This is a genomic window from Bacteroides sp. AF39-11AC, from assembly GCF_003474285.1.
GTDB lineage: Bacteria > Bacteroidota > Bacteroidia > Bacteroidales > Bacteroidaceae > Bacteroides.
Map to the genome: position 1 here is coordinate 236,117 of NZ_QROH01000006.1, position 26,004 is coordinate 262,120.

At 40.1% G+C, this 26,004-nt stretch carries 22 protein-coding genes; 14 read left to right on the forward strand and 8 right to left on the reverse strand.

The window, feature by feature from the left end; translation table 11 throughout:
* Nucleotides 1-4: 4 nt before the first annotated feature.
* The 4 genes from DW036_RS14720 to DW036_RS14735 are packed head-to-tail and all read right to left on the reverse strand — an operon-like array spanning nucleotide 5 to nucleotide 6,148.
* Nucleotides 5-2,224, reverse strand: coding sequence for a DUF5682 family protein (locus tag DW036_RS14720; protein ID WP_118465057.1), 2,220 nt, complete (start codon nucleotides 2,222-2,224; stop codon nucleotides 5-7).
* A gap of 39 nt (nucleotides 2,225-2,263) precedes the next feature.
* Entirely contained in the window at nucleotides 2,264-3,343 is a 1,080-nt protein-coding gene (locus DW036_RS14725; protein WP_029328066.1) for an AAA family ATPase, read from the reverse strand.
* 11 nt (nucleotides 3,344-3,354) lie between these two features.
* Entirely contained in the window at nucleotides 3,355-4,833 is a 1,479-nt protein-coding gene (locus DW036_RS14730) for a DUF5691 domain-containing protein (RefSeq protein WP_118465058.1), read from the reverse strand.
* Entirely contained in the window at nucleotides 4,820-6,148 is a 1,329-nt protein-coding gene (locus DW036_RS14735) for an SWIM zinc finger domain-containing protein (RefSeq protein ID WP_118465059.1), read from the reverse strand. Before DW036_RS14735 ends, DW036_RS14730 begins: the two co-directional genes overlap by 14 nt.
* A 102-nt stretch (nucleotides 6,149-6,250) precedes the next feature.
* Between DW036_RS14735 and DW036_RS14740 the strand changes: the two genes are divergently transcribed.
* The gene (locus DW036_RS14740) at nucleotides 6,251-6,886 is read left to right on the forward strand and encodes a SagB/ThcOx family dehydrogenase (protein WP_118465060.1); all 636 of its coding nucleotides are present in this window, start codon (nucleotides 6,251-6,253) and stop codon (nucleotides 6,884-6,886) included.
* A 91-nt stretch (nucleotides 6,887-6,977) separates the two neighbouring features.
* On the opposite strand, the gene DW036_RS14745 is transcribed toward DW036_RS14740, so the two are convergent.
* Both DW036_RS14745 and DW036_RS14750 read right to left on the reverse strand, forming a co-directional pair.
* Nucleotides 6,978-8,108, reverse strand: coding sequence for an OmpA family protein (locus DW036_RS14745; protein WP_118465061.1), 1,131 nt, complete (start codon nucleotides 8,106-8,108; stop codon nucleotides 6,978-6,980).
* Between the two features lie 485 nt (nucleotides 8,109-8,593).
* Nucleotides 8,594-9,229 (reverse strand): HU family DNA-binding protein, encoded by a 636-nt coding sequence (locus DW036_RS14750; protein ID WP_118465062.1) that lies wholly within the window; start codon nucleotides 9,227-9,229, stop codon nucleotides 8,594-8,596.
* 415 nt (nucleotides 9,230-9,644) lie between these two features.
* On the opposite strand from DW036_RS14750, the gene DW036_RS14755 reads away from it, so the two are divergent.
* The 13 genes from DW036_RS14755 (at nucleotide 9,645) to DW036_RS14815 (ending at nucleotide 24,165) form a co-directional block, all read left to right on the forward strand.
* Nucleotides 9,645-11,732, forward strand: a complete 2,088-nt coding sequence (locus DW036_RS14755; RefSeq protein WP_118465063.1) for a BT4734/BF3469 family protein — start codon at nucleotides 9,645-9,647, stop codon at nucleotides 11,730-11,732.
* A 68-nt stretch (nucleotides 11,733-11,800) separates the two neighbouring features.
* Complete coding sequence (locus tag DW036_RS14760) at nucleotides 11,801-13,588, forward strand: hypothetical protein (protein ID WP_118465064.1); 1,788 nt, start codon at nucleotides 11,801-11,803, stop codon at nucleotides 13,586-13,588.
* A 149-nt stretch (nucleotides 13,589-13,737) separates the two neighbouring features.
* A complete protein-coding gene (locus DW036_RS14765; protein ID WP_118465065.1) occupies nucleotides 13,738-14,145 on the forward strand; it encodes a DUF3244 domain-containing protein in 408 nt (135 codons plus the stop codon).
* 24 nt (nucleotides 14,146-14,169) lie between these two features.
* A complete protein-coding gene (locus DW036_RS14770) occupies nucleotides 14,170-16,338 on the forward strand; it encodes a hypothetical protein (protein ID WP_118465066.1) in 2,169 nt (722 codons plus the stop codon).
* 10 nt (nucleotides 16,339-16,348) lie between these two features.
* Entirely contained in the window at nucleotides 16,349-18,103 is a 1,755-nt protein-coding gene (locus DW036_RS14775; protein WP_118465067.1) for an O-antigen ligase family protein, read from the forward strand.
* A gap of 24 nt (nucleotides 18,104-18,127) precedes the next feature.
* Nucleotides 18,128-18,484 carry a hypothetical protein gene (locus DW036_RS14780; RefSeq protein ID WP_118465068.1) on the forward strand — a complete coding sequence of 119 codons (357 nt, stop codon included), beginning with the start codon at nucleotides 18,128-18,130 and terminating at the stop codon, nucleotides 18,482-18,484.
* Between the two features lie 6 nt (nucleotides 18,485-18,490).
* Entirely contained in the window at nucleotides 18,491-19,687 is a 1,197-nt protein-coding gene (locus DW036_RS14785; protein ID WP_118465069.1) for a hypothetical protein, read from the forward strand.
* Nucleotides 19,687-20,226 (forward strand): DUF5043 domain-containing protein, encoded by a 540-nt coding sequence (locus DW036_RS14790; protein ID WP_118465070.1) that lies wholly within the window; start codon nucleotides 19,687-19,689, stop codon nucleotides 20,224-20,226. Before DW036_RS14785 ends, DW036_RS14790 begins: the two co-directional genes overlap by 1 nt.
* A gap of 78 nt (nucleotides 20,227-20,304) precedes the next feature.
* Nucleotides 20,305-21,624 (forward strand): carboxypeptidase regulatory-like domain-containing protein, encoded by a 1,320-nt coding sequence (locus DW036_RS14795; protein WP_118465071.1) that lies wholly within the window; start codon nucleotides 20,305-20,307, stop codon nucleotides 21,622-21,624.
* Between the two features lie 354 nt (nucleotides 21,625-21,978).
* Nucleotides 21,979-22,179 carry a hypothetical protein gene (locus DW036_RS14800; RefSeq protein ID WP_147401495.1) on the forward strand — a complete coding sequence of 67 codons (201 nt, stop codon included), beginning with the start codon at nucleotides 21,979-21,981 and terminating at the stop codon, nucleotides 22,177-22,179.
* A 93-nt stretch (nucleotides 22,180-22,272) separates the two neighbouring features.
* On the forward strand, nucleotides 22,273-22,707 hold the full coding sequence (locus tag DW036_RS14805) for a hypothetical protein (protein ID WP_118465073.1): 435 nt from the start codon (nucleotides 22,273-22,275) through the stop codon (nucleotides 22,705-22,707).
* A gap of 72 nt (nucleotides 22,708-22,779) precedes the next feature.
* Nucleotides 22,780-23,655, forward strand: a complete 876-nt coding sequence (locus DW036_RS14810; protein ID WP_118465074.1) for an AraC family transcriptional regulator — start codon at nucleotides 22,780-22,782, stop codon at nucleotides 23,653-23,655.
* A 90-nt stretch (nucleotides 23,656-23,745) separates the two neighbouring features.
* Nucleotides 23,746-24,165, forward strand: a complete 420-nt coding sequence (locus DW036_RS14815) for a pyridoxamine 5'-phosphate oxidase family protein (protein ID WP_118465075.1) — start codon at nucleotides 23,746-23,748, stop codon at nucleotides 24,163-24,165.
* Nucleotides 24,166-24,169: 4 nt separating this feature from the next.
* Here DW036_RS14815 and DW036_RS14820 read toward each other — a convergent pair whose 3' ends face one another.
* Together DW036_RS14820 and DW036_RS14825 are read right to left on the reverse strand one after the other, a co-directional pair.
* On the reverse strand, nucleotides 24,170-25,162 hold the full coding sequence (locus tag DW036_RS14820) for a sensor histidine kinase (protein ID WP_118465076.1): 993 nt from the start codon (nucleotides 25,160-25,162) through the stop codon (nucleotides 24,170-24,172).
* A gap of 9 nt (nucleotides 25,163-25,171) precedes the next feature.
* Nucleotides 25,172-25,930: a LytTR family DNA-binding domain-containing protein gene (locus tag DW036_RS14825; RefSeq protein WP_118465077.1), complete on the reverse strand. Its 759-nt coding sequence runs from the start codon at nucleotides 25,928-25,930 to the stop codon at nucleotides 25,172-25,174.
* Between the last annotated feature and the right edge of the window lie 74 nt (nucleotides 25,931-26,004).

A 26,004-nucleotide genomic window follows, 5' to 3' on the forward strand; every position in this document is an offset into this window, starting at 1 on the left:
CTCTTTACTTCGTTTCAATTCCTAATAACCGGTGAATCAAGGGAATCACCTTCACAGCTTCCTCTTCATTGTGTGAAGTTGCTGAGGCTGTTGCAGTCTGTATGCCGCCTGCGCCGCCCGCCTTGGCTTTCTCACCCAACTTCCGGCGTTCTGCGGGACTGAACTCGCTGAACGTGCGTTTCAGTATGGGAAGCAGTTCCATGAAGGTTTCTTTTTCCTGCGAACATACCCAGTTATTTACCAGGTTCCACAAATTATCATCCAGCAGCAGAATGGAACCGGAAGAACGGAGGAAACCCTCGAACCAGTAGGCCATATCCGCCGGAGCATTACCTATGGAAGAATAATAACTAAGGGTATTCTGCGCTTCTTCGGCTGAAATGTCTCCTTTGTCGTTCAGCAGCCGTGTGGCATAGCCGGACAACAGCGGATGTACATTAACGGATGTACGCACCTGGCGGATAAACTCCAGCCACATCCTGTTCAGTTCCGGATCATTGAGAGTGGAAACTGCGTAATCCGTAGACACCAGTTTGTTGAGTATGTCCGTAGCGGCCTCCTCGTCTATATTGATACAAACAAGTACTCCACCTGCAAGGATACGGGCAATCATAGCTTGGAGCATATCGCCTACCTTTGAGAAATCCAGATTACGGACATTGCCGTAGCGGACGATATTTACCAGATCGGGTACTGCCTCCATCATCTCGATGATATCAGTGGAGGCAGCCGAGAGGCGGTCGAGTTGCACCGTCATGGCCTCCACTAAGTCCGGTAGATTGGCAGGAATTACCCGGTCGAGCAGCCGGGTGAGTTCCGGAATATGCCGTATCTCTTTCGTCTGTTTGAGCAGAAACTTCTGCGTTGCTTCTTCCAGTGTATTTCCCCAGATAGCCTTTTCGATGATGTTTATAATCTGTTCCGGCTTGTGGTAGAGTGTCCATTTTTCTTTGAAAGTACCTTTACCGTCAGTACCGCCCGCAATTGCCCAATCTATGTCGAGCAGGTGCAGGCGATGGAAGAAGATACTTCTATCCAGATCATTCGGTTTACGAAGGTCGAGAGTCAGCTCTTTGATTTCGGCTGTAAATGGAACACGCAGCCGTTTTTGAGCCTTTTCCACATCTACCAGCAAGGGAACTTTGGGTACATCATCGGGAACACGTCCCAGACGGTTACTGATGATAAGTTCTTCCTTGATGATCTGTAAAAGGATATCGTCGCCAAAGCCCATGACGGTGGTGATGGCTTCATTAAACTCAGCCAGTGAAGGGGCGGGGAGATTGCGTAAAGCAGCCGTAACCTGTGCCAGACGCACAGTTTCGATGACATGGGCTACGGAGATATCCATATTCTTCTTACGGAAAAGGGAAGCAGCCTGACTGATCCAGAGTGTACCGTCGTCCTGCGGATGATGCCAAAGATAGTGATACCAGCCCGGAGATTCTATACCGGCTCCATATCCGCTGCGGAAAGCAAGCCGGTCGTATGTCCAGGGAATCCAGGTACATTCTATTTTTATTTTGGGCAGTCCTTTCAGCAGTTCGTTATCCTCTTTTACTTTAGGCATATTTTCGAGGGCGGGCACATGCCAGGCACCACAGACCACGGCGATGCGTTCGAAGTTTTCTTTCTGTGCCGTGCGGATCATCTTACGCATCCAGGCTTCGCGGAGCTGATCACGGGGAGAGGTATGTTCGGGAAGTTCCTCCCGCAATGCGGTTACGGCTTCTTTCACAGCCTGAAATACATCGGCACTGTCTTTGCGGTGCTCAATGGTAGTTTCCCACCATGACTCCCCATCTGTATATCCGGCCGCTTCTGCCAGATAGTCAAAAGGATCTCTGTATACGGTGGGGATAATCTCCTCCTGTTGCTCTTCGGTTGTATTATGGGGCTCCTGATTTTGCGCCATCGAATGTACCAGTGGTAAATCGAAGAAGCGTAACGGTACTTCGTTCCGCAGGGCGTAAACTATCGTCTGCCATTCCGGAGAGAATTCGGCAAATGGATAGAACACCGCATTCTGTGGCTGGTCGGGTTGATAGGCGAGTAAGGCGATGGGTGGTTCCATCTGCTCATTCAGCACGCATGGAAGCAGAGTCTCGGCTTCTGCCGGACCTTCCAGCAAGATGAGATCGGGCTGAAGCTCTTGCAGGTATTCCAGTACGTTCCGGCATGAACCGGGACCGTGATGCCTTATTCCTAATAAGTGAATTGCCATTCTTTTAATCTTTTAGTTCGTATGATGGAGTGGGAGGTATCAGATCATATCCCTTGATGCACGGTAGATATCTTTCCATCCGTCGCGGTTCTTCACTACTGTTTCCATATATTCCTGCCATACCACTTTATCCTGTACCGGGTCTTTCACCACTGCTCCGAGAATGCCCGAAACAAGGTCTTCGGCATGTATCTGTCCGTCTCCGAAATAACCTGCCATGGCCAGACCGTTATTTACCACCGAGATAGCCTCGGCCGTACTTAATGTACCACTGGGTGCTTTCAACTTCGTCTTTCCATCATTGGTAGCTCCCTGCCGCAATTCACGGAAAATGGTTACTACACGACGGATTTCTTCAAGTGCCGGTTTCTCTGCCGGAAGTTGCATCACCTTTTCAAAGCTTTCCACGCGGCGGCGTACAATGTCTATCTCTTCGTCAATCGTATCCGGCAAAGGGAGAATAACGGTATTGAAACGCCGTTTCAAGGCGCTCGACAGATCATTGACTCCTTTGTCGCGGTTGTTTGCTGTTGCAATGATATTGAAACCGCGTATCGCTTGTACTTCTTTATTCAACTCCGGAACCGGAAGTGTTTTCTCCGAAAGAATCGTGATCAGAGTATCCTGCACGTCAGAGCCGATACGTGTCAACTCTTCGATACGTCCTATCTTGCCTTCCTGCATAGCCTTCATAATTGGGGTTTGCACCAGTGCACCTTCACTGGGTCCTTCTGCCAGCAGTCGGGCATAGTTCCAACCGTAGCGGATGGCTTCTTCTCCTGTTCCGGCAGTACCTTGCACTATCAGTGTGGAGTTACCGGAAATGGCAGCAGCAATATGCTCGCTCACCCAGCTTTTCGCCGTACCGGGAAGTCCGTATAGCAGCAATGCGCGGTCTGTTACCAGGGTAGCTACTGCTATCTCCATCAGGCGGCGGTTACCTATATATTTAGGTGAAACTTCAAATCCGTTCTTCAGTTTGCCACCCATCAGGTAGGTGACTACCGATTGCGGAGACATTTCCCAATTTTCGGGAACAGAGTTTGTTTCATTCTTTTTCAGTTCGTGCAGCTCTTCTGCGAATTGCTGTTCGGCATGTTGTCTAAGTAAGGTACTCATATTGTTTTGTATTATTTATTGTCATTAAACAAGCTGTTTATTTTTTCTTTCATTCTCATATACTCCGCTGTCAGTCGGCAGAATTTGGCAATGGCGTGGTCGGCATCGTATGCCACTGCCTGTTGTTCCACTTTGGGTAACATCTCCGGAGGAAAGTATAGCGACAGGCGTTCTGCCATCTCTTTCGGATAATAGTAATAATTGCTATGGAACAATCTTTGTAAAGCCCGTGTGGAGAATTTTATTCCCCATTGCGTTCCGTCCGCATTATACCAGGATTCGGGAATATAATTGCTCTTGCTGTCTGTCTGGAAGTTGATTTCCTCCCGTTGCTCCGGCGTCAGTAATCCCATCAGCGAAGAGGCGTAGGCTTCATTTGAATCTTCTTTCAGGGTTTGATACGCCCACAGATTGTCACCGAAGTTTTCTATCGGCTGGCATAAGTTGAAGTAGGAACCGAATGGTGGTTTTTTTGCCAGTTTTGCGGCGGCTTTCTCCGGTGAACAGTCGTAGAACTCTGCCCAGAAACTGAGCGGTACACGTTCGGCGAGCTGGCGGAGCAGAAACTCTTCATCTTTTTCTTTCTTGTTGGAACTGACCTCTTCCAAGCCCAATTTCTTCATTTCAGGTGTAAAGGTGATTTTATCGTACGACCAGCCCAGCAACATCTTATAATGAAGTTTTCCACGCAGCAGGTCACAGTATGTTTTTACCAGTTCCGAGTCGGGCAGACTGCATAACAGGCGACGGGCGGTTTCTTTTACATTACTGCTTCGGTCGGTAGTGGCAATCTCTTGCAGGAAGTTTTCATCCGCTTTACTCAGATTGGTGCGCAGGTATTGTATCAGTTCGTCGCGGTGGGCGGCAGATTCATTTTTCAGTTCGGTTTGCAGTAAGGCAAGCCCTTGTCCGGGGTTCTCTTTTCTCAGGCGTTGCAGCATCCGCTTCCGTTCTTCATGCGAGGCTGTTTCCCAAGTTTCGTTTCCGGTATCTCCCCAGTCCGGTAATCCCATATGGGTAAGCAGCCAGCGTCCACGGTTACCTGTTAAGGAAGAAAGCAGTGCTTGCTCTTCGTGCTTATCGGGATTATTGCGGTCGTAGGCATGTGCGATTAGTGTCCGCAGATAGAATGGCGGAATAAGCTTGTTGCACCGGACAGCTTTCCGGTAAGCATATAATAAAAGATGCCGGTTCTGTTCATTGACCATCTGAATCAGCAGGTCGCCGATATTCCGGTCGAAATAAGGTAGACTGTCATCCGGAGCTTCATTCATGGCGATAGCTTCTCCGGCAGGTAACGGTTCCATTCCGGCACGGCTGTAGGCGAAAGTCAGGGCTGAAAACTGATAGAAAGCATCTTCCGCATCTTCGCTCTTTTCTTGCAGCAACCGGAAGTTTTCTTCCAGAGTTTCCGGTAAACCGTTTGGAATGAATTCTTTGGCAGCGGTTCCCAATAAGGCTGCATTAATGATTGGTTCAGTTACGTTCATCTCTCCAAATATAATAGTCAGATTGATACCACATTGAATTTAGCTCCCAGCAATTGGCGTCTGCCAGAAAGAAGGCGGCAAACGGCTTTCCACCCGTGACGGATAAAATGTCTGTTCGGGTGATGTCTTGCATCTGCACAGGCATCAGTTCGTTGTTTGCATCCTGAACACAGAGTTGTTTCCCTTGAACAGCCAGTCGTAGATTTTCTACTAATACGGGTACATTTTCGGCAAATGGGTTCTGTTGCAGGGCTTCCCTGTATCGGGCGGTCGCTTCTTGCAGATTCGCACAGAAATGCGGGGTAACCGCTTCTTCGGATAATTCACATTCTTTGAACAAGGCGCGAAGACTGCCTACTCCTTTATAATAACAGAGTTTTCCGTCGTAGGTACTGCCGGGAACAAGATTGAACTCCGCCAAGGTTCCGGGAGCTGTGAAACTGAGATAGATGGCGAAGCGATTGCTCCGGCATCCGTATAGCCAGTAAATATCATTATTCAGCTCGTTTAGTTTCTGACTTCTTTTATGGAGTACCAGCCACTGGTCGGTAATTGTTTCACCCGCCAGCACATCTTCTTTTGCTTGCGGATAACCTATCTGTGTGCGGATTTCCTGTTGCCACTCTTCCGGTTGCAGGTCCAGGTTCCGGTAACTCTTCATCAGGAGATAGAGTTTTCCGAGTTGGTCGGTTAACTTGTATTTCCAGCTTTCCTCGTAGAAGTTTATTTCCTGAATGGCTTTCAACCGATTGGCAAGTCCGGGAGCCTGGGCGTCGACCATACGGCGGGCAATACCGTCGAAAAGAGTATAAGCCCGTTCCGGTATATTGATTAACCCGTTGCGTAGCAGGTCTTTCAGCCAAATCTCCAGTTCATCAATACCGTTCAGCACCTTTTGGTGGCGCATAGCCTGACGTTTGGCTTGTGCAGCTTCATCTACAGGCGTGTCGCTTTTGGCTTTCTGTTCCTTCTTTTCGGCTTTTTCTTCCCGCTTGGAAAGCCAGGAAGTCACCCATGCCGGTTCGTCCGCTTCTTTGAACTGCTCAGCCTGTGCGGCATATAGAAATAAGAGTCCCAATCCATGCTTGCATGGAAACTTCCGGCTGGGACAGGAACATTTGAATGCTACGTTTTTTGTATCGATTACGGTCTGGTATGGAGTTTTCCCGCTTCCCTGGCAATGTCCCCATATAGCACGGTCACTGTGTTCCAGCAACACCCACTTGGCTCTTGTCGCGAGCCCTTTTCCGGCTTTTACGGAGGCTGCATCCGGGGCTAATTGTATGATTTGTTCTTCTGTTAGATTTAATAACATGATAATCTTAGTCAGCTATTAGTGTGTTTTTAGATTGCAAGTATAATGCTTTTTTTCTGTTTTTTTGTATATTTGCCTCTCAACTTTTAAAATACCACAGTTATGAGAAAAGTACAACTATTGTTAGTTTGTTTAGCGCTTTCAGTGGCAGCTTCCGCTGCTGATAAGGTAGTTAAGTTACCAAAGCCCAATATGAATCGTACCGGTACGGTAATGAAAGCATTGTCTGAACGCCAGTCTACACGCGAATATGCTTCGAAAGCATTGAGTCTTGCTGACTTGTCGGATTTGTTGTGGGCTGCTAACGGAATCAATCGTCCGGAGTCTGGAAAGCGGACAGCTCCATCAGCTTTGAATAAGCAGGATGTAGATGTATACGTGATATTACCCGAAGGGAGCTATGTGTACGATGCGAAAAATCATCAGTTAAATCTGGTTTCCGAAGGAGATCATCGCGATGCTGTTGCCGGTGGTCAGACTTTTGCAAAAATGGCTCCGGTATCTTTGGTGCTGGTTAGTGATGTTTCCCTCTTTGGCGATGCTCAGAAACCACAAAATCAGGTGGTTGGAGCTATGGACGTTGGTATCGTTTCGCAGAATATCTCTTTATTCTGTGCTAATGCCAAATTGGCTACAGTGCCGCGAGGTTCGATGGATGCCACTCAGTTGAAGAAAGTATTAAGACTGAAAGATAGTCAGATTCCTATGTTGAATCATCCTGTAGGATACTTTAAATAATGGAATAAGAAATGAGGGTGTGTCGAAACTCTCATAAACTAAAAATCCCCCTCGCTACAACTATCTGTGGCGAGGGGGATTTTAATTTTGTTTATTTGGCATCTTCAATAATAGAACAGATACTAACCCGGTTCCAGTCTGGTTCTGTGAACATGTCACCCACTCCCTGACCTTCGGCGGTAATACGTGACGGGCTGATTTTATACTTATTGACCAGGATTGTCTTTACGGCTTCGGCACGCGCTTTAGCTATTCTTGCATTGACTTCGGCACTACCTTCCGGTGAAGCGTATCCCTTAATCACCACTGTTGTATTTGCGTGTTTCTTCATGTAAGAAGCGACACGTTCCACATTTGGCAACTGAGAGGCATCGACTGTAGATTTACCTTGTCTGAAAGTAACGATGGATTCCGGAATACGGCTGGTTTCCACTATCGTCTCAACAGGAATTACCCGGTTCTGTAAATTGTTTACTTCTTGTTGCAGTGCACTGATCTTCTGTGCGTCGACATTGATCTGACCGTTTTTCTCGTTCACTTGTGAGCGAAGATTATTGATAGAATTGTTCAGGTCGCTTATCTCGGCCGGATCATAGAGTTTAGCCAAGGTAAAGTGATGGCTTCCGTTGCTGCCGCCAAAGTGATAAGCTACACCCGCTGTTAGTTCAAAGGCGGCATTGTTCACATTGAATCGGCTACGGTTGTAGTCGCCTTGCATATCATATACCAATGCCGGTTTGACACCTATCGTCCAAGCTTTAGCTTCTCCGAGATTGAAGTTGAAATTCATGCCGAAACGACTGGACCAGGAGTTCATATCTCCGGAACCATTCATATAGTAGTGCAGCCATCCCGCACCGGCTACGGCCTCTACTTCAAATACCCGGGGAACACCTGTATAGCCTGCGAACAGGTTCATCAGGTTGACTTTACCCAATAAGCTAAGGTCTGAAGCATCAAAAGCTGTCTTACTGTTCGAGGTGTTTATATATCCCATGCCTTGAACTCCCAGTCCGAAAACGGGGGTAAGTTGCTTGGTAAACTCAATTCCCAAAGCCGGGCGGGCATTCTTGAAGAAGGCGCTGTGGCTTACAGGAGTTATAATACCGGTTTTTAGTTCTATAGACCAATTGTCTGTGAATTTGCTGCCTTGTACGGTAGTCTGGGCATTTGCAGTCAATGCTGCTAAAACAAATGCTGATAAAATAATTGATTTTTTCATAATTGAAATGCATTAATAGTTGATACAATAAAATATAACATGCCCTGAAGTAGTTTATTTGTTTGCTCTTTTCAGGAATAAAGCGGGAGGGTTAGGTTGCAGATTTCTTGTTTGCTTTGATTATTGTTAAGTTTAAAGTTAGTTTAATCATATAATCTACTCTTTCTCGAATCCCGTTCATTAACGTAACAGCGATTCTTTCTTTAAAAATTTAATTTTCTTCTTCATAATTCATTATTTTAAATTCATAATTAAGGTTGCTGTTCATTTGTAACAACATAATCTTTGAAACATGGTTCGATGTATGAAAGGGTAATTAACAATAATTTAATGTTGCTCAAGATTCAATAAAAAGTTGGCTCGGTTTACTCTCACTACCCTCACTTTTAAAATAGCTTATTGATAATTAGAATATTAAGTGTGGGTGAGGGTAAAAATCCGGCGTGAGAGTAAGCCGCTTACTCTCACGCCGGATTTTTACATTTCTACATCATAACTTCTTCTGTTATACCGTAATACCCCACGTTTGGCGCATATATCGGTTGGTTCTGCAATCCGATGTTTTTTAGCTTTCCTTCCCCGCGTAAACGGCGGATATGCCCCATTGCAGTCGATTTCATCATGCCGCATACCCTTTGGAAGTCACTTCTTGTCATCATGTGGTGCTGGCTGAAGTAGATGGTCAGTCGGCGGTCTATTTCTTCATCCGATAATTTGTTGGAGTGTCCGTTGTGTTTTATATTCTTCAGTTTCACATTTCCGATTTCACTTCTCAGTTCCTGGTCCGCCCGGAATTTGATGCCTTTCAGCCTTACTTTCGTATTCTTCCGTTTGGTATCTTCTTTTATTTCTTCCGTGCAGACCAGGGTAGGGTGGAAGTAACCGATACCATCCAGATGTACCTGCCTGCCTTCCGCCAGTTCTTCACCCATTGCATGAGACAGGGCGTCGAGCACGGCCGACACATCCGTTTCCGTCAGTGAACAACGTTCCTGGATTTTGCGTCGCAATCGGTCGGTTCCTGTTTTTCCGTTCAGTGTGATGCGTGCATGAAGTTTCGTTTCTTCTTGTGGCTGGTTGGGAGCCACCGGGTTTTCGTACCATTCAAATAAGATTGCCATAGTTGCTTGTTTTAATTATAAGGTATTAATTTGTTTTACATTAGGGACTATTCTGTTTCCTCCTAAGGAACATCCCGTTTACCCTTAGGAATGATTGGGTGTCAACCTTGGTCAACAGGCCTGTTAACGTTGGTTGCTCGGCCTGTTGACCTGCGTTAATCGCCCTGTCAACCAAGGTTAACACTCAATCGGACTTACCACAAAGATACAAAATAACTAGGGCAAAGTCAAGTGATTCCCTGTGTATTTATCAATTATTATTGAAGCTTTTACTGCAAAATGTGTAGGCTGAACTTTTTTGAAATAAATGCAGAATAATATGCTTAAATACTTGACTTTCGCTTTCTGGAGCAGTATCTTTGTAGTTCTTTAATGGTATTATACTATATAAATAAAATTCAAAACAGATAATGACATGAAAATCACTTCAATAAGACATGACAAAGATGCAGGCAGAGAGATGATGACTGTTTATGATGCCAACGTGCTGATGGAGAAGATGAAAACGGAAACCAGAGACGGGTATGTAACGGGATTACGAACCGCCATCCCTCAGTTGGAAAGTAGCGGTTCTATATTCGTTCATATTGATAAACTTCCACGTATTTATCCTGCCGTGGAGTATGCCCGTACTAAAGACGGGGGACGAAGAATGAAACAATACAATGGTCTGGTTCAGCTTGAAGTGAAGAAGCTGGCCGGACTGGCGGAAGCCGAACTGGTGAAACGTCAGGCGATGCTGCTTCCCCAGACGTTTGCCGCTTTTTGCGGTTCCAGCGGAAGGAGTGTGAAAATATGGGTGTGTTTCGCCTTACCGGATGGAAACTTGCCGAAGCGTGAACAGGAAGCTACGCTGTTTCATGCCCATGCCTATCGCTTGGCGGTGAGTTGCTATCAGCCGTTGTTCCCGTTTCCTATTGCCTTGAAAGAGCCTTCACTGATGCAAAGCTGCCGGATGACGCTCGATGAACATCCCGGATACAATCCTCATGCGGTACCTTTCTGTCTGGAGCAGCCATTCTCCATGCCCGGCGAACAGACCTTCCGGCAACGGCAGTTGGCTGAGAAAAATCCGTTGCTGAGGCTGGAACCGGGTTTTGAAACATCGCAGACCTTCACCATGCTTTTTGAAACCGCCCTCGATAAGGCGCTCCGGGATATGGAGAACTGGCGACGGGGAGACGACCTCCAACCGTTGCTTGTCCGCCTTGCGGAGTATTGCTACAAGGCGGGCATACCGGAAGAGGAAGTTGTGAGGCAGACGATTATTCATTATTATGCACAGGCGGAGCAGCAAACGGTACGTGCTATGGTTCATAATATTTACCAAGAGTCTAAGGGCTTTGGCTCTAAAACTATTTTGACTCCGGAGCAGGATACCGCTTTGCGTCTGGAAGAGTTTATGGAACGGCGCTATGAGTTTCGTTATAACACGGTGTTGAACGATCTGGAATATCGTCAGCGGGATTCCATTCATTTCTATTTCAGACCGGTGGATCGGAGGGTACGCAATACCGTGGCGATTAATGCCCTGAAAGAGGGAATTCGTGCCTGGGACCGTGACGTGGAGCGTTATCTGACATCAGAGTATGTGTCTTTGTACAATCCTGTTGAAGAATACCTTTGCAGCGTGGGGCGCTGGGACGGAAAAGACCGCATCCGGGCACTTGCCAATCTTGTGCCATGCAATAATCCGCATTGGCGGGAGTTGTTTTATCGCTGGTTTCTCAGTATGGTGGCTCACTGGCGTGGGCTCGACCGCCAACATGGAAACAGTACATCGCCATTACTGGTTGGGGCACAGGGGTATCGTAAATCTACCTATTGTCGCATTATTTTGCCGCCTGAACTGCGTTTCGGATATACGGATAGTCTTGATTTTAAAAGCAAACAGGATGCGGAGCGTTATCTGGGGCGTTTTCTGCTGGTGAACCTGGATGAGTTTGATCAGATTAGCTCCAACCAGCAGGGTTTTCTGAAACATCTTTTGCAGAAACCTGTGGCAAATTTGCGGAAACCTTACGGTGCTACCATCCAGGAAGTGCGCCGTTATGCCTCGTTTATCGGTACCAGTAATCAGATGGACCTGCTTACCGATCCCAGCGGCAGCCGCCGTTTTATCTGTATCGAAGTGACTGCGCCTATTGATACGAATGTCACCATTAATTACAAACAATTGTATGCTCAGGCCATGGATGCCATTTATAAAGGTGAGCGCTACTGGCTGAATGATGAGGACGAAGCTATACTGAAAGAGACCAACCGGGATTTTGAACAGATCAGTCCGCTCGAACAGCTTTTCCACTGCTATTTCCGGGTGACGGAAGAAGAACGGGAAGGGGAATGGCTGACCGCAATGGAGATATTCAATTATCTACAGCAGAAAACCCGTGATAAACTGTCGGTCAGCAAAATAGGGCACTTCGGTCGTTCGCTGAAGAAATTGGATATTCCTTGTAAGAAGTCGAATAGGGGGACGGTGTATTATTTGGTGAGATTGTGATAAGTATTTAGAACCGTTATATTGCATTTTTTCTTATTTTTGAGGTAATGTTCCTTATTATGTAATTTATGAAAAATATATTATATGTTTTATTGCTTATGGGGGTTGGATTCATTTCTTGTACCCCACGTCCGACAAATAGTCAGGATAAAATTTTGGCTTATGCAGACACATTGATTAGAAAGTTATATTATGATAGTGCCTTGCAAATTCTTGGTTCTGTTTCACCGGAATCTTTATATACACCGGCTTCACAAGCCAGATATGCTTTGTTATTAACTCAGGCCTACGATAAAAATTATATTCGTCATACTGATGATTCATTGATACGTATAGCTGTGAAATATTACGATAATTCAAAGAATGAATCGATGTGTGCAAAAGCACATTATTACTGGGGGCGTGTGTGCCAGGATAATAAAGATGTAATTGGAACTGTGCGCGAATTTATGAAAGCATTGCCCATGGCAAACAAAACGCAAGATTATGATCTATTATGCTTATTACAATCTAATTTGGGACACTTATTTTATACACATGGATTGCTTGAAGAAGCCGATTCTGTATATCAACAAGCAGAACGAATGGCGAGTGAACATAAAGATTCGTTGAGATGGGTAGTAAGCCTCATCAAAAGAGCAGATATTTGTATGGAAAGAGGAGAAGGTTTCTATTTGGAGGCAGAGCGGAAACTGTTGAAAGCTCAAACAATATTGTCTTCTGGCGGTAACACTCCTTTGGTAAAGAAAATGCTATATTCTCTTGCGTCATTATATCAATATATGGGAAGGACGGAAGAAGCGATAGAAACTGTACACAATTTTTTCATCATAGAATCCGATACAGCGAAGTACTATGCTTCTTTTTTGATAGCTGGAAGTAGTTTTTATAAAGAAGGACAATATGATTCTGCTACCTATTATTTAAAAAAGGCAGTGCAATCCAAATCTTATTATACAAAATATGGAGCTTATATGAGATTGGCTGATGTGGCTAGAATACAAGGGAGATATTCAGAGGCATTGCAATATGAAGATGCATACATAGTTTATAAAGATTCTGCAATAAAGGAAGAATATCCTGCTAAGGTTATTGCAACATTAAAAGATATGTTCTATCATCAGTCTGTATATCAATATGAGACTTTCATGTCTCGCTATAGATTGTATATACTATTATTATCCATAGTTTTATTGATTGCAATCAGCAGCATTGTTTGGCGGCACTTTACAGAACAACATAAAGTTAAATTATCATTACTAAATCAGCAAGATATCCAGATAAAAGAAAGTGCACTTGAACAACTTTTACAGGAAAAACGTGATGAAATTAATCTTTTGGAACAATCATGCGCAGAAAGTGAAGGTGATAGAATTAAACAACTACAAATAAATAGTTGCTTAAATGGACTTTTGGAAGAGGAAAGGCATATTGTTAGTGACTTGAAAGAGCTATTAGAGCAAAAGGAAGAAGAAATAAAACAGCTGAAAGGTATTAAGTTTAAGAGACTAATAGAAGACACTCCTATTTATCAACGATTACTGTATATAAAAGATGAAAATGCTAAAAACTCTACTGGTAAAATGAATTTGGAAGAAAAAGATTGGGAGGAGTTATTATTAGAAATAGATTTGGTATCTTTTAATTTCACCACACGTTTAGTAGATCGATATGATTCTTTAGTAGATAATGATATCAGATTTTGCTGTCTCATAAAACTTGGATTCAAATTCTCTGAAATAGCACTAATCCTTGGTTGCAGTGTAGATGCTGTATATAAAAAAGAGAAGTCTATATTACGCAGAATGGATATGGAACATACAATAAAGCTCAAAGAAATATTGAGAAATATTTGACGGAAAAAGTGGAATAATCATCAGGAGTAATTTAGCAGTTTGTTGATTATTAAATAGTTATATTCTGTGTTCTTATGCATTAACATATCACTCTAATATTTTTATAATGAATTTTGCTTGAACTTTGCGGCAAATTAAAAAAATAAGATATGAAAAATGCAATTCTATTTTTTATCATTCTTGCAACTTTATGTTGTAATACAGAGATCTATTCTCAAACTTCTCCCGTCGATGACTTTTCTAAGTTTTCTAAACAAGATATACCATTGAAAGGAGATGATACTGATTTTGATGAGGGCATTGCGCGTACTCCTGTACGACAATCTGCTGCTACTGCTTTTCTTTATGGAAATTGTGTGTATGTTAATTTTGCATGTCCTGTCAATGATGTTAAAATTGCTATCATTGATAAAAGTACTGGCAAATACATATATTTTGGGAATCATAATCAACCTGATATAATAATTGATATAAACACGAAAAATAAAGGGGAATATCAGATTATGATAAATTCTATATATTTCTTTTTATGGGGAGAATTTAGTATAGACCAATAATATTCTGAAATAAATTTCCATATCATGAAATTAATACGTTTATGGGGCATATTGTTATTTGTCCTAACATCTTGTAATTTCCGTTCGTCAGATTTGGAAGAAGCACTGGTATTAGCAGGTAATAATCGGCCTGAACTTGAAGCTGTTCTTAATCATTTTAGAGACCGAGGTAAAGTGGCTTATGAATCAGCATGTTTTCTAATAACCAATATGCAATACCACGAAAGTAAAGATGAAATTGTATTAGACAGTTTGTATAATAGCTATTTCATACATACAGATTCTCTTTATAGAGGTATTTTTAGCAAAATACCTCTAAACGAACAGAAAGAATATAAGGGACGAGAATATGATTCTTTGCGTTTGACTTTAGGTGAAATTTTTAATACATTGCCAGCTCCACAAATTAAGTCAGGTGTTCACCTTTCTGATTTGCAAACTGTTAAGTCGAACTTTTTAATAGATAATATTGAGGAGGCGATTAAAATTTGGGAGGCAAATGAATATGACTATCGAAAAGATTTTGATTTTTTTAAAGAGTTCATTCTTCCGTATCGAACAACGAATGAGTATCTAGCGCATAAACGTAGTGAAATACGTAAAATGTACGAGAGTTTATTAGTGGACACTGCTTCTATCCGTACACAAATTGAACACTATAAAATTTATGTAGATAAATGTAGATGGATAAATCATCATACAAAACCTAAAGGACATTTAGGTATCTATGATCTGTTTGTGCCAAAATTTAAAATGGATTGTCATAATATGACAAATTGGAGTTGTAATGTTCTTCGTGCTTGCGGCATTCCAACGATATACGAATTTACCCCTAAATGGACCGATCGGGATAATCGACATTTTTGGTGTGTTTCTCCTGACTCCATTGGCATATTACAACCTTATACCGCACCAGATAATAATATCAGAGAAGATTGGGAAAGTGATATTAAATATGCAGGAAAGGTATACCGTAAGACCTATGGAGCACAAAAAAACACTCCTTACTTTTGGGCTGATGAAGATGAATTTATTCCAGAAAGTTTTAAGACTCCACTACTTAGTGATCAAACATTCAGATATCATCAGACAATAACTTTACGATTACCCTTTAAGGTAGATAGCCATAATAACATAGCTTATTTAGCGATGTTTACTGTCGATAATAAATTAGTTCCGGTAGGTTGGGGGAAAATAGATCATTCAAAACATGAGATTATCTTCGAACAAGTTCCTTTAAATACTTTATTTTTTCCGGTTTGTTATGATGCAGACAATATGCTACCTATAGCTGAACCATTTATCATTTATTCATCCTCAATATCAAAAGATATACCTGAACCTTTAACAACGAATGAATTACCTCGGAATGTAGTAGATGTGTCTGTAATTGATGGAAAACTATCATTTAACAAACAGAGAAGATGGTCTGATTTAAAGTATTTGACATTGAATTGTGATACTTCTCAAAAAATCAGGATGCATTTGCTACGCAAGTATCCACAAAAAAGAAGAATGAAAACTTTTTATGAAAAATTGAATGGCGCTTGCCTACTGGGAGGTAATCAAGAGCGAGGGGAATATGATACACTTTGCACCATAAAGGAGATGCCTGTACCTTATTTACAAGAAATTGCTTTTGAGAATTGTAAGCAATATCGCTATTATCGCTTTTGCACTTCCAATAGTGAACCTGTAAATATTGCACATATGGAGTTTCTTGGAAATTATTCTCCAAATCATAATTGTACAATTCCTACGGCTTTGCCTGTTTTCTCAGAAGAAGAATTGGTACGGCAAAAATCATGTCAACTCTATCGTATAAATGGAGTTCCGATACGGACAGGCAGTAAACCCGAATATGCTTTTGATAATAATTATAATACGTATGTCGGCGCAGCAAGTATTGGCATGGATTTTAAAACGCCTGTACAAATAACAAGTATTCGTTTTGTGCCTCGCAATGCCAATAACATGATTGTTCCCGGTAATAGTTATATGCTTCTTTATTACGATGGTGAATGGAAAGAACATAAAGTATTACGGGCAGAACATCAATATTTGGATTTTGAAAATGTTCCTGTAGCTACCTTGTATTGGCTGCGGAATTTAACAGAAGGCAAAGAGGAACTTCCTTTCTTCTATATTAATGAAAAACAATATTTTTTGCATATCGATACTGTATTATTGTAGTTAATATAAAATGAAAAGCAAAATAAATTACTTAATTTCATTGTTATTAGGTTTACTAATAATTATGTCTGTAGCTGGTATACCAGTCGAGGTATTCAACCATCCTAAAACATTTGCAGTTTTTGGAATGGCTGGAATATCTCTTATAATAAGCTTTTTATGTTTTATTGCACCTCAAAAAGATATCAAATTTTCTAGATTGAATATATTTTGCTTCTTATTCTTGTTACTTTATGTAATAGACTTTTCACATCTGAATACTATATGGAACATAGGATATTTATGCTTATTGTCTTTATTTATTGCTAGTCATTTGCTGCAGCAAATACATTATATTATTATCTTTAAAAGTTTGCTGGGTACTGCTGTTTTACTTACGATATGGGGATATTTGCAATATTTTGAATATATCCCTTCTAATAGTGAATATTTTCGCATAACAGGTCCATTTCATAATCCGGCAGTTTTTGCTATTATACTAAGCCTGTTGTTGAGTATAGCTCTAAACAGTATTATACTGTTTTATAGATCACTGATAAATCATAAATTCTTTCTGGTATTCATAATTACAGTTGTTCTATTTTGTATCCCTCTTTTAATATTAACCTATGCTCGTGCTGCCTATTTAGCACTGTTTGTATCTGTCTTATATTGTTTTTATCTAAAATTGAGGAATAATGGGAAGGGAAGAAAGATAAAGCTATACTATTCAGCAGGGGTATTATTTGTAATTTTGATTTCTATCGGAATGCTATACAAACTAAAGCCACAGTCGGCTAATGGACGCTTTCTGGTATGGAAGATAAGTTGTAGAATGATACAGGATAAACCCTTAACAGGATTTGGAAAAGGTGGTTTTGCTGCAAACTATCTATATTATCAAGCGGACTACATGAAATCATTTGCGTCTCCTGAAGAACGAAGATTGGCAGGAAGTACTCATCTTGCTTTTAATGAGCCATTGCGTATAACTGTGGAATATGGGCTTATTGGATTAATTATCTATTCCTCTTTTATTATTTGGATACTTTTTTTATCTACCAACCGGACTACTGTTTGTGTTTTGTTCAAAGCTTTTCTTGCAGGAATAGTAATCTGGGGTATGTTTGGATATCCAGATCAAGTATTTTCTATACAAGCTTTATGGATTATTGCTATAGCTTGCTATTTAAATAAAAACTTTAGAACTACATATGAGTTCTCGGGTACAAATAGGCTACTTTCTAAAATTGTAATAATAGTAATATGTGGTACAAGTAGTTTTTTAGGTATGAAACTTTGGAATAAATGGACTTCCTATCATGAATTATACACTTGCTTAGACTCTCAAAGTTTTCAATCTATTTCTCAAGATTCTAACATTTTTGTTCGGTTACAAGAAGAAATGATTGACGATATTAATTTCGCTTACCTCTATTGTCAATTAACAAAAATGAGACATCAAGAGATTGAATTTTTGCGCATATCAGATTATTTGGAAAGGAGCTTTCCTACACCGGGATTATTACTTATGAAAGGAGATTATTTTAAAAAAAAGAGCCGCTGGAAAGAAGCTGAAGAAGCTTATAAATTAGCATCGGATATGATGCCTTCCCTACAACTGCCTCGTGGGAAATTGGCTTTTTTATACAATGAAACTGGTAGAAAAGAAGAAGCAGTAGCAATAGCCCACGACATACTTACTGAAGATGTAAAAGTTTACAGCTTTAGTACCTTCGATTTGCATCGTGATTTAAGAAGAATCTTCGAAGATGAACTAAAATAATTGTTTAATGAAAAAAGAAAAAGCATGAAAAACATTGGAAAATGTAAAAAATGGCGTATTTTAGCATGTATAGGAATACTTTGCATGCTATTTGCCTGCGCTGATCACATGTTGCAGGATGATGAAAGGTCCACAACAAGACGTTCGAAAAATAAAAATAGAGAACTCACATCAGTAGCAGCTAAAGAGTGGTTTGAAAGTAATTATGCTCCAGTTGTAACGACACGTACTTCAGGTGGAGAAGGAAAAGAACTGGCTATAAAACCATATTGGGATAAAGCCAAAGAAAGTAATAGGGGACGTTTTGAAATTGTTGAAACTCCTACTTTAAGTAAAGGAATGCATATAATCCTTGATGAGGAAACTGCAAAGCATTGGTAACCAGGTATGAAAGCTGATTATATCCGTAATACAACAAAAATGGTTGTATTGAAAGATTTGGTAACTAATAAAACTCGAAGTTTCATTATGGTATTTGTAGGATCGTATGATTATTTGACGCGTAGTCGGAATATGGGAAGAAACAGCTATCTCTATAGAGAACCCGATTATGATGGAATGGTACTGTATTACGCGATAAATGGTACCTTTATCAATGGTTGGAGATACTCTAATGGAAAACTTGTGGGCTATATTTCACCTTCATATAATGAACAAGGTGAATCTTCAGTCCAGACTCGTGGTTATCAAGATTGTCATGATGTATATACAACAGAATATAGGCAGGATTGCCACGATGAATATGAGCTTGTTGGAGGTGATATGGAAACTGGCTTAATATATGATATTGTAAAATATTGTGATTATATACCTTATACAACATCTTATCAAGATTGTCATTATGTTGAAGATAGTACAAGTGATAATGATGATGATGACAACTGGTGGAATAATCCTTATCCTCCGGGAGGAGCAGGTAATGAAACTTATCCGGTTAAACCTGGGAGCAATAATACTCCAAAAGCTAAAAAGATTTTTCGCAATTCGAATATGACTGAGGCTAACTGGAAAGTTTTGGAGAAAATGCTTGATAAGATTTTAGCTGACTGCATGGGGGAAGCATTGTATAATGGCTTGGCAAGTTTTCTTAATGGTCAGACTTTAACTATTCAGTTTAGTAATGGGTCAGACGGCTTATTTAGTGGGAATGGGTCAACGGCGGGTATTACCCTTGGTAGCCAAATGGAAAGTAACCAGCTATTCCATGAAATGATGCATGCTTACAGGGCTTATCAGGAGACACTTTCTTCTTATAAAGGTTCTAATATGAACGGAGAAATAGAAGCATGGTATGCACAGTATCTTTATACAAGCAGATTACCGGAATATCCAGGAAGCAAATGGGAAAAAAGAGATAATACTGATCCACGGCGAATTGCAATTAAAAATTTGACGAATATAGTTGATCATAAAGGAAATATACGGTCCGGAAAGAGTGTTGGAGAATTGGAACTTGAAATTGCAAATAGGGTGGTACCTACTTTTCATGAGAACTATTATCCAGCGGATAAATATCCCTTTGATTATGATAGACCAGGATTGGAAAATTTTACGAATTTAAAGAAACTAACAATAAATTGCTAATGAAAACTTTAATTATTTTTATCAGTATACTGTTCAGTGCTACATATATGTATGCACAGACGAATTATTATACCACTACTAAAACTTTCAATCAAGATGGCTATATTTATCAGTGTGATGTACGAGCCTCTGGGTTTGTTACACTTTATAATAAAAGCAATAAATGGATTAAAGTTTATCCTGTTTATAAAAGTACAGGTGAATCTTTTGCACAAACAGATGCAGGCATTGAACTGTTTGAAGATGACAATTGGACCAGTTCTAAATGTAAATCTATTGTAAATGCTGCATTCTCTGATAGTGAAAAACAGAAGGTAAAAGGGCATGATTTTTATATAATTATGTATATAAATTCAAGTACAGGTAGAGTTGATGAAGTAAGTTTTGAGTTTCATAAGTCCGATCCTTTTGCGGAAATTCCTATTTCTGTTTATCGTAAGATTGAAATAGAGCTTAAGAAAGATATATGGTTCACTCTTACTACAGAGGGAAAAATGCTGAGTTATATATTTTATTGGTGGGCACAAGAGCCGAAATAAGATTTTGTTCTATATGGCTTTTAGTAATGATAAGTAGCAAATAATCACAAATGAGAACATGACTTCATTGTAACTATTATGAATCGATACTTTCTCTTTTTAATTTTTACTTTATTGCCTTTATTATCTTATGCTCAGCATACTATAGATGGCAAACTTACAGACGAAAAACATTTGCCTCTGCCCGATATTCATATACTACTTTATCATTCGACGGATACTATTAATTCTTTAGCAATTACTGTTAGTGATTCATTGGGATGTTTCTTATATGAAGCAATCTCTAATGGGGAATATATATTAAAGTTTAGGGCTATCGGAATGATAACCAAAATAATTCCCTTGCCTATAAATAATACTGATGTTCATTTAGGCGAAATACAACTACAAACGAATAACTATGTATTGAATGAGGTGAACGTGGAAGCTAAGATTCCGGAATGGACTATTATATATAAACCAACAATAATATATGGAGCTGAAATAAGTTGGGTAGGTGATGACAAGCTTATTCCTGCCTATATAACAGATGAGACAAATTATAAAATGGGTAGTTTTGAAGGATGTTGGCAATGGAAATCAGTAGATTGTGACACCATTTTTACAGTAGAATTAGTTGAAGTAGAAAGAGTTAATTCGGATATGAGGTCACATCCTGTAGAGAGTGAAAAACGAAAGTATTCCAAGAAAATTACAAAAATGATATTTAATCAATTAGTTGGTCGTTATGAATATCAAGTCGGTGATTCAATTCTTTTTTCCAGTATGCATATTCCTATAAAGATGAGAGAAGCTTTCTCTCATAGCATCAATTACAAACAAAGAGGATTTTTATTTAGCGATCGTGGCGACTTGATGAAGTCTGATAAATATGTTTATCTCCGGCAAGCGCATAATCCGTTTGGTAAACATCGTGCTTTTATCACATTTACTTTTCTAAATGCAGAGCAAAATATGGCATTATGGGAGATGGATGTTTTGAAATCCAGTAAAGAGCACAATCGTCTGGTAATCCGAAAAGCTGTAAAAGGCGATTTCGTCTTACCCAATAATGTCGTCATGCATCGAATAGAGAAAGTAACTTTGCCGGATGAACGCACTACTGCACGCATTGTCACGGCTTTGGCTGAGAAGTTTGAACTTCATTATTTGATTAAGAATAAATTTACTTCAAATAATGACTATTCTATTTTTAAGGCTGTAACCAGGGAGGAAGCAGATAAGTTATCATCCACCCAGGTTTTAGAAATAGTCCGAATAGAATTGAAAGAATCAGGAGCATATGTATATGCCAAAAACTATGCAGATAAGCAGACTAAAGTATTCATAAAAATCAAATTCCAAAGGAAGCACAAAAAATGGGTCTTCAAGGAAGTTACAACAGATTATCTAAAGTAAAAAAATCCTTTCGATTGATTTTGTAATTTTACGGAAATTCTTTCAAAAGGAGTATAATGTAAATAAACTATATATATGATGAAATATACTATTTATACAATAATGTTGTGTGTCGTTCCTGTTTTGTGTTTTTCTCAAAATGAATTAAAGGTAGATGTCTCTTTTTAAAATGAAACACAAATTTTACTCATAACAGTAAAAAATGAGAGTAGTAAATCATTTGGAATATTCAATGGTCGCATTGGTACAAATGAGTTTGATGGAAGTGTTGTTTACCTTAGGAAGAGTCCACAAAGTCCTGTTTCTGGTGAAGGGATGTTTCTATTGATAGAGTATGATAAAAAGGCTGATATTTTGAAAGAATTTCGTCCTATGAGTTGGATAAACCCATATGAAGAAAAATATTTTGGTATTAATCTAAAGAATAAAAGAAACTGGTTGAGTATGAAAGATATATTTGTAACAATAGATTTTTCTGTTAGATTAATAAAAGAGGAAAATATTGTCGTAGTAGGTAAAAGCAAACGCTTTGAAACATTTATAAGCATCCTTTAATCGGGCTTTATATTTTTATTGGTAGGCGTAAGAGCCTCAGTAAATCACTTAATTTGAATCATGAAAATCGTTTCACGTAAAAGACTGTAAAATATGAGAACATTACTAATTGCATTGTCGCTGTTTTTTTCATTAGTTAGCCAAGCTCAAATAGCTTATAAATTATCTTATGATAAGCAAACTAAAATTGTAAATTTGAATTTAACCAATCAATTTGATGAATTGGCTATCATTGAACCTCGTATGGATGATGCTCCTGGATCGGGAACATACTATAAGATAAACTATAAAGATATAGAAGGAAAGATATTAAGCTCATCCACTAACTATGTTTTTAAAATGCGTAGTAATGAAATCTTTATAGAATCTAAAAAGAATAAGGATTATAAAATCAATTTATGTGAACAGTTTAAGGGAAATACCGTAAATGATATTTATACTGTGGAAATAGAAATACATATTCAAGCTCGATTTAAAGGATTTACTGAATTTAAACATACTGTGAATGAAGAGTATCGATGGGAATAAATAAGTAGTTTTTCCGTAAGATTCAATATATTTGCATGCAGTAATGTGATCCTTAGAGTAAGAACCTTTTCAATGAAAAATTCAATTCCCCGGTATACTTTCTATAAGACTAAGTACGGAAGCGAACTTTTAGTGGATGTCGTAGAACTGAAGTACGTAAAAAGGTTCTTGACCAAGGGCACTGTGCACACATTGACTTACTATGATATTACTTTCATTACAGAGGGAGAAGGTAATTTTTCTATCGATAATCAAACGCATAAGGCAGTTCCCTGTGATGTACTGTTTTCCAAACCCGGAGAGATACGGAATTGGGATACCGGCCACATTGTAAATGGCTATGCTTTGATCTTCGAGGATGAGTTTCTGTCTTCCTTCTTTAAAGATCCGTTGTTTGTGCAGCATCTTTCTTTCTTCAATGTGGGGAGGAAATCTGCCGGACTGCACTTGTCGAATGAGCTTTATGTACGTATGCTTCAATTGTTGAGTGATATTAAGACAGAGATCGATTCGTATAAACAAAACGATGTACATGTATTGAGAGCATTGCTTTATGAGGCTCTCATGCTTTTGGACCGGGCATATCAAAAGATGTTGTCTGACGGCAGTACTCATAAAGAGGTAAGCAATACCCGCATAAGCAAGTTCATGGAGTGGGTAGGGGCTGACTTGAGAGAACATCACTCTGTTCAATATTATGCCGATAAGCTATGCATCACACCAAACTATCTGAATGAAATTGTCAGTTCAGCTATGGGAATCAGTGCAAAGCAATACATTCAGAATAAAGTTGTGGAGGAAGCCAAACGACTGCTTGTCTATACGGAACTGCCTATTTCAGAAATTGCTTTCGAACTGCATTTTTCAACCGTTTCCTACTTTGTCCGTTGCTTTCGTCAGTGTACGGGAGAAACACCTTTGTCTTACCGGAAAGAGCATAAACCGTAAAAAGTGTCATTTCTCCCTTAGTTCTTATTGCGTTGTATTTTCCTTGAGGGCCTATCTTTGCGGAATAATAACCCATAAAATAATAAGATTATGAGAGATGCGGAAAAGACAGTCGGAGGTATGATGGATAAGCTGAAAACAGCTTTTATCGGTTCGGTGGATGCAGAGGGCTTTCCTAATATCAAGGCTATGCTGCAACCCAGGAAGAGGGAAGGGATAAAGACTATTTATCTGACAACGAACACTTCGTCAATGCGTGTTGCGCAATACAGGGAAAATAATCATGCCTGTATCTACTTCTGTGATGCAAGGTTTTTCAGAGGTGTCATGTTGCGCGGCACAATGGAAGTGCTGACAGATAGTGTCAGTAAGGAGATGATATGGCGGGAAGGGGACACGATGTATTATCCGGAAGGCGTGACCGATCCCGACTATTGCGTCCTGAAATTCACGGCAATTTCCGGAAGATATTACAGTGGCTTCAAATCGGAAAGCTTTGTGATAGACTGATTCCTCAGTCCAGAAAAGGAATTCGGACTGCAAATTCCTTTTCGTTTTGAAATATATCAATTTGCCGGTTGTATAGGGCATATTGGCGTTGCAGATTCTTGAGCCCTGTTCCACTTTTAGCTACGTAGTTGCGCAACTGGAGGTTGTTGGAAACAATAATCATTTCATCATCAATGGTGATGTGGATTATTAAGGGGGAGTTGGTGGTGCTGATATTGTGTTTTATGGCATTTTCCACAAGCATTTGTATGCTTGCAGGGATGACAAAGCGGTTATGATTCTTTCCGTTGTCTTCTATGTCGATGTGCAAGGTATCTCCAAAACGTATATGTTCCAGATACAGATATGAGTCGACAAATGACAGTTCTTCTTTCAGCGTGACTTTTAATTGCCCGTGAGTTGTGAGCAGATAGCGATAGACAGTGGATAATTTCTTGGTGAACAGGTTCGCTTTCTCTGCATCCTGATAGGTCAAGGAAGCAAGCACGTTGAGACTGTTGAACAGGAAATGCGGATTAATCTGGTTCTTTAGTACTTCGAATTGATACAAAGCTCTTTCTTTTTCAATAACAGCCAGCCGCTTTTCCATTTCCGTCTGCTGCAGGTTATAGAAAAAGATTTCAATCTGGAAGACGGCAATCCAGTTCCATGGGATTACAGGCAGGGAGCTTTTAAAGATATCCCAACCTGACATCTCCGGACTGGCTAACAGGCAGTTCAGGATTCCTGCCAATGAAACGCTGAGAAAGGTGGTCAATAACAAGTCGATAGAAATTCTGACTACATTACTTGTGGATTTTAATCTCTTGTATACCCAATTGATTACTCCGAAATCAATAAATCCGAGTGCTATACATAGCGGAAGGTTGATGATAAACTGATAAGCCAGATTTATCTTTAAAGGCTTTCCGCTGACTATGTTATAGATACAGCCGATAACAAATAGAGAGATTGATATCGTGAGGATAAAGAGGAATATGTATTTCTTATGTTTCATCAGCGTAGTTTATAAAGTACCGTCTATCCATTTCAGAAAATCGTTCGCACGGCTGCGGCTGACCAATACTTCATGCGGGCATTCCGGGCGGAAATATAACTTTAAACGGCTGCCGAAATACCTGGAACTCTTTTGAATGGCCTTTATATTGGAGATGCAATTTCTCGATACGCGGAAAAAGAGATCCCTGTCCAGCATTGGTTCCAGTTGATCCAATGAGTAATTGATAATGTACCTTTTATTGGTGAACAGATGCAGGTAGGTGTACTTTTCTTCACTGTAGAAGAAAGCGACTTCATGGGTTTCAGCATACTGGAAAGTATCTCCTATCTGGACTAAAAAACGGTTTTTCTTATTTCCTGCCAAGTAATCGGTCTCCAGTTTCTTGTATTGGGGAGTGGTGGAATGTAGCGAATGGTTTCGTTCGAACTTGTGCAATGCTGCGTCCAGTTCATTTTCTTCAATGGGCTTCAGCAGATAATCAATGCTGTTGACTTTGAATGCCTGCAGGGCGTATTCGTCGTAGGCCGTTGTGAAGAGGACAGGTATATCAATGGGGCATTGCTCAAAAATCTCGAAACTAAGTCCGTCGGATAAGCGTATATCGACAATCATCAGGTCTATCTTGTTCTGTCTGAGAAGTAAGACTGCCTGCTCAATGCTTTCTGCCCAGCCTACCAGTTGATAGTCCGGCCTTAACATTTGCATCATCCGTTTCATTTCTTCATAGGCGAACCGTTCATCTTCCACCAATACATATCTTGTCATACTGATTCTGTTCTTTAGGGTATTACTGTTTCTTTGTCAAAAATACAATATATTATTCTGCCATGTAAGTTTTT

Excerpts from the sequence above, each read along its gene's own strand:
- DW036_RS14720 (WP_118465057.1), bottom strand. The coding sequence starts at position 2,224 with ATGGCAATTCACTTATTAGGAATAAGGCATCACGGTCCCGGTTCATGC.
- DW036_RS14725 (WP_029328066.1), bottom strand. The coding sequence starts at position 3,343 with ATGAGTACCTTACTTAGACAACATGCCGAACAGCAATTCGCAGAAGAG.
- DW036_RS14730 (WP_118465058.1), bottom strand. The coding sequence starts at position 4,833 with ATGAACGTAACTGAACCAATCATTAATGCAGCCTTATTGGGAACCGCT.
- DW036_RS14735 (WP_118465059.1), bottom strand. The coding sequence starts at position 6,148 with ATGTTATTAAATCTAACAGAAGAACAAATCATACAATTAGCCCCGGAT.
- DW036_RS14740 (WP_118465060.1), top strand. The coding sequence starts at position 6,251 with ATGAGAAAAGTACAACTATTGTTAGTTTGTTTAGCGCTTTCAGTGGCA.
- DW036_RS14745 (WP_118465061.1), bottom strand. The coding sequence starts at position 8,108 with ATGAAAAAATCAATTATTTTATCAGCATTTGTTTTAGCAGCATTGACT.
- DW036_RS14750 (WP_118465062.1), bottom strand. The coding sequence starts at position 9,229 with ATGGCAATCTTATTTGAATGGTACGAAAACCCGGTGGCTCCCAACCAG.
- DW036_RS14755 (WP_118465063.1), top strand. The coding sequence starts at position 9,645 with ATGAAAATCACTTCAATAAGACATGACAAAGATGCAGGCAGAGAGATG.
- DW036_RS14760 (WP_118465064.1), top strand. The coding sequence starts at position 11,801 with ATGAAAAATATATTATATGTTTTATTGCTTATGGGGGTTGGATTCATT.
- DW036_RS14765 (WP_118465065.1), top strand. The coding sequence starts at position 13,738 with ATGAAAAATGCAATTCTATTTTTTATCATTCTTGCAACTTTATGTTGT.
- DW036_RS14770 (WP_118465066.1), top strand. The coding sequence starts at position 14,170 with ATGAAATTAATACGTTTATGGGGCATATTGTTATTTGTCCTAACATCT.
- DW036_RS14775 (WP_118465067.1), top strand. The coding sequence starts at position 16,349 with ATGAAAAGCAAAATAAATTACTTAATTTCATTGTTATTAGGTTTACTA.
- DW036_RS14780 (WP_118465068.1), top strand. The coding sequence starts at position 18,128 with ATGAAAAACATTGGAAAATGTAAAAAATGGCGTATTTTAGCATGTATA.
- DW036_RS14785 (WP_118465069.1), top strand. The coding sequence starts at position 18,491 with ATGAAAGCTGATTATATCCGTAATACAACAAAAATGGTTGTATTGAAA.
- DW036_RS14790 (WP_118465070.1), top strand. The coding sequence starts at position 19,687 with ATGAAAACTTTAATTATTTTTATCAGTATACTGTTCAGTGCTACATAT.
- DW036_RS14795 (WP_118465071.1), top strand. The coding sequence starts at position 20,305 with ATGAATCGATACTTTCTCTTTTTAATTTTTACTTTATTGCCTTTATTA.
- DW036_RS14805 (WP_118465073.1), top strand. The coding sequence starts at position 22,273 with ATGAGAACATTACTAATTGCATTGTCGCTGTTTTTTTCATTAGTTAGC.
- DW036_RS14810 (WP_118465074.1), top strand. The coding sequence starts at position 22,780 with ATGAAAAATTCAATTCCCCGGTATACTTTCTATAAGACTAAGTACGGA.
- DW036_RS14815 (WP_118465075.1), top strand. The coding sequence starts at position 23,746 with ATGAGAGATGCGGAAAAGACAGTCGGAGGTATGATGGATAAGCTGAAA.
- DW036_RS14820 (WP_118465076.1), bottom strand. The coding sequence starts at position 25,162 with ATGAAACATAAGAAATACATATTCCTCTTTATCCTCACGATATCAATC.
- DW036_RS14825 (WP_118465077.1), bottom strand. The coding sequence starts at position 25,930 with ATGACAAGATATGTATTGGTGGAAGATGAACGGTTCGCCTATGAAGAA.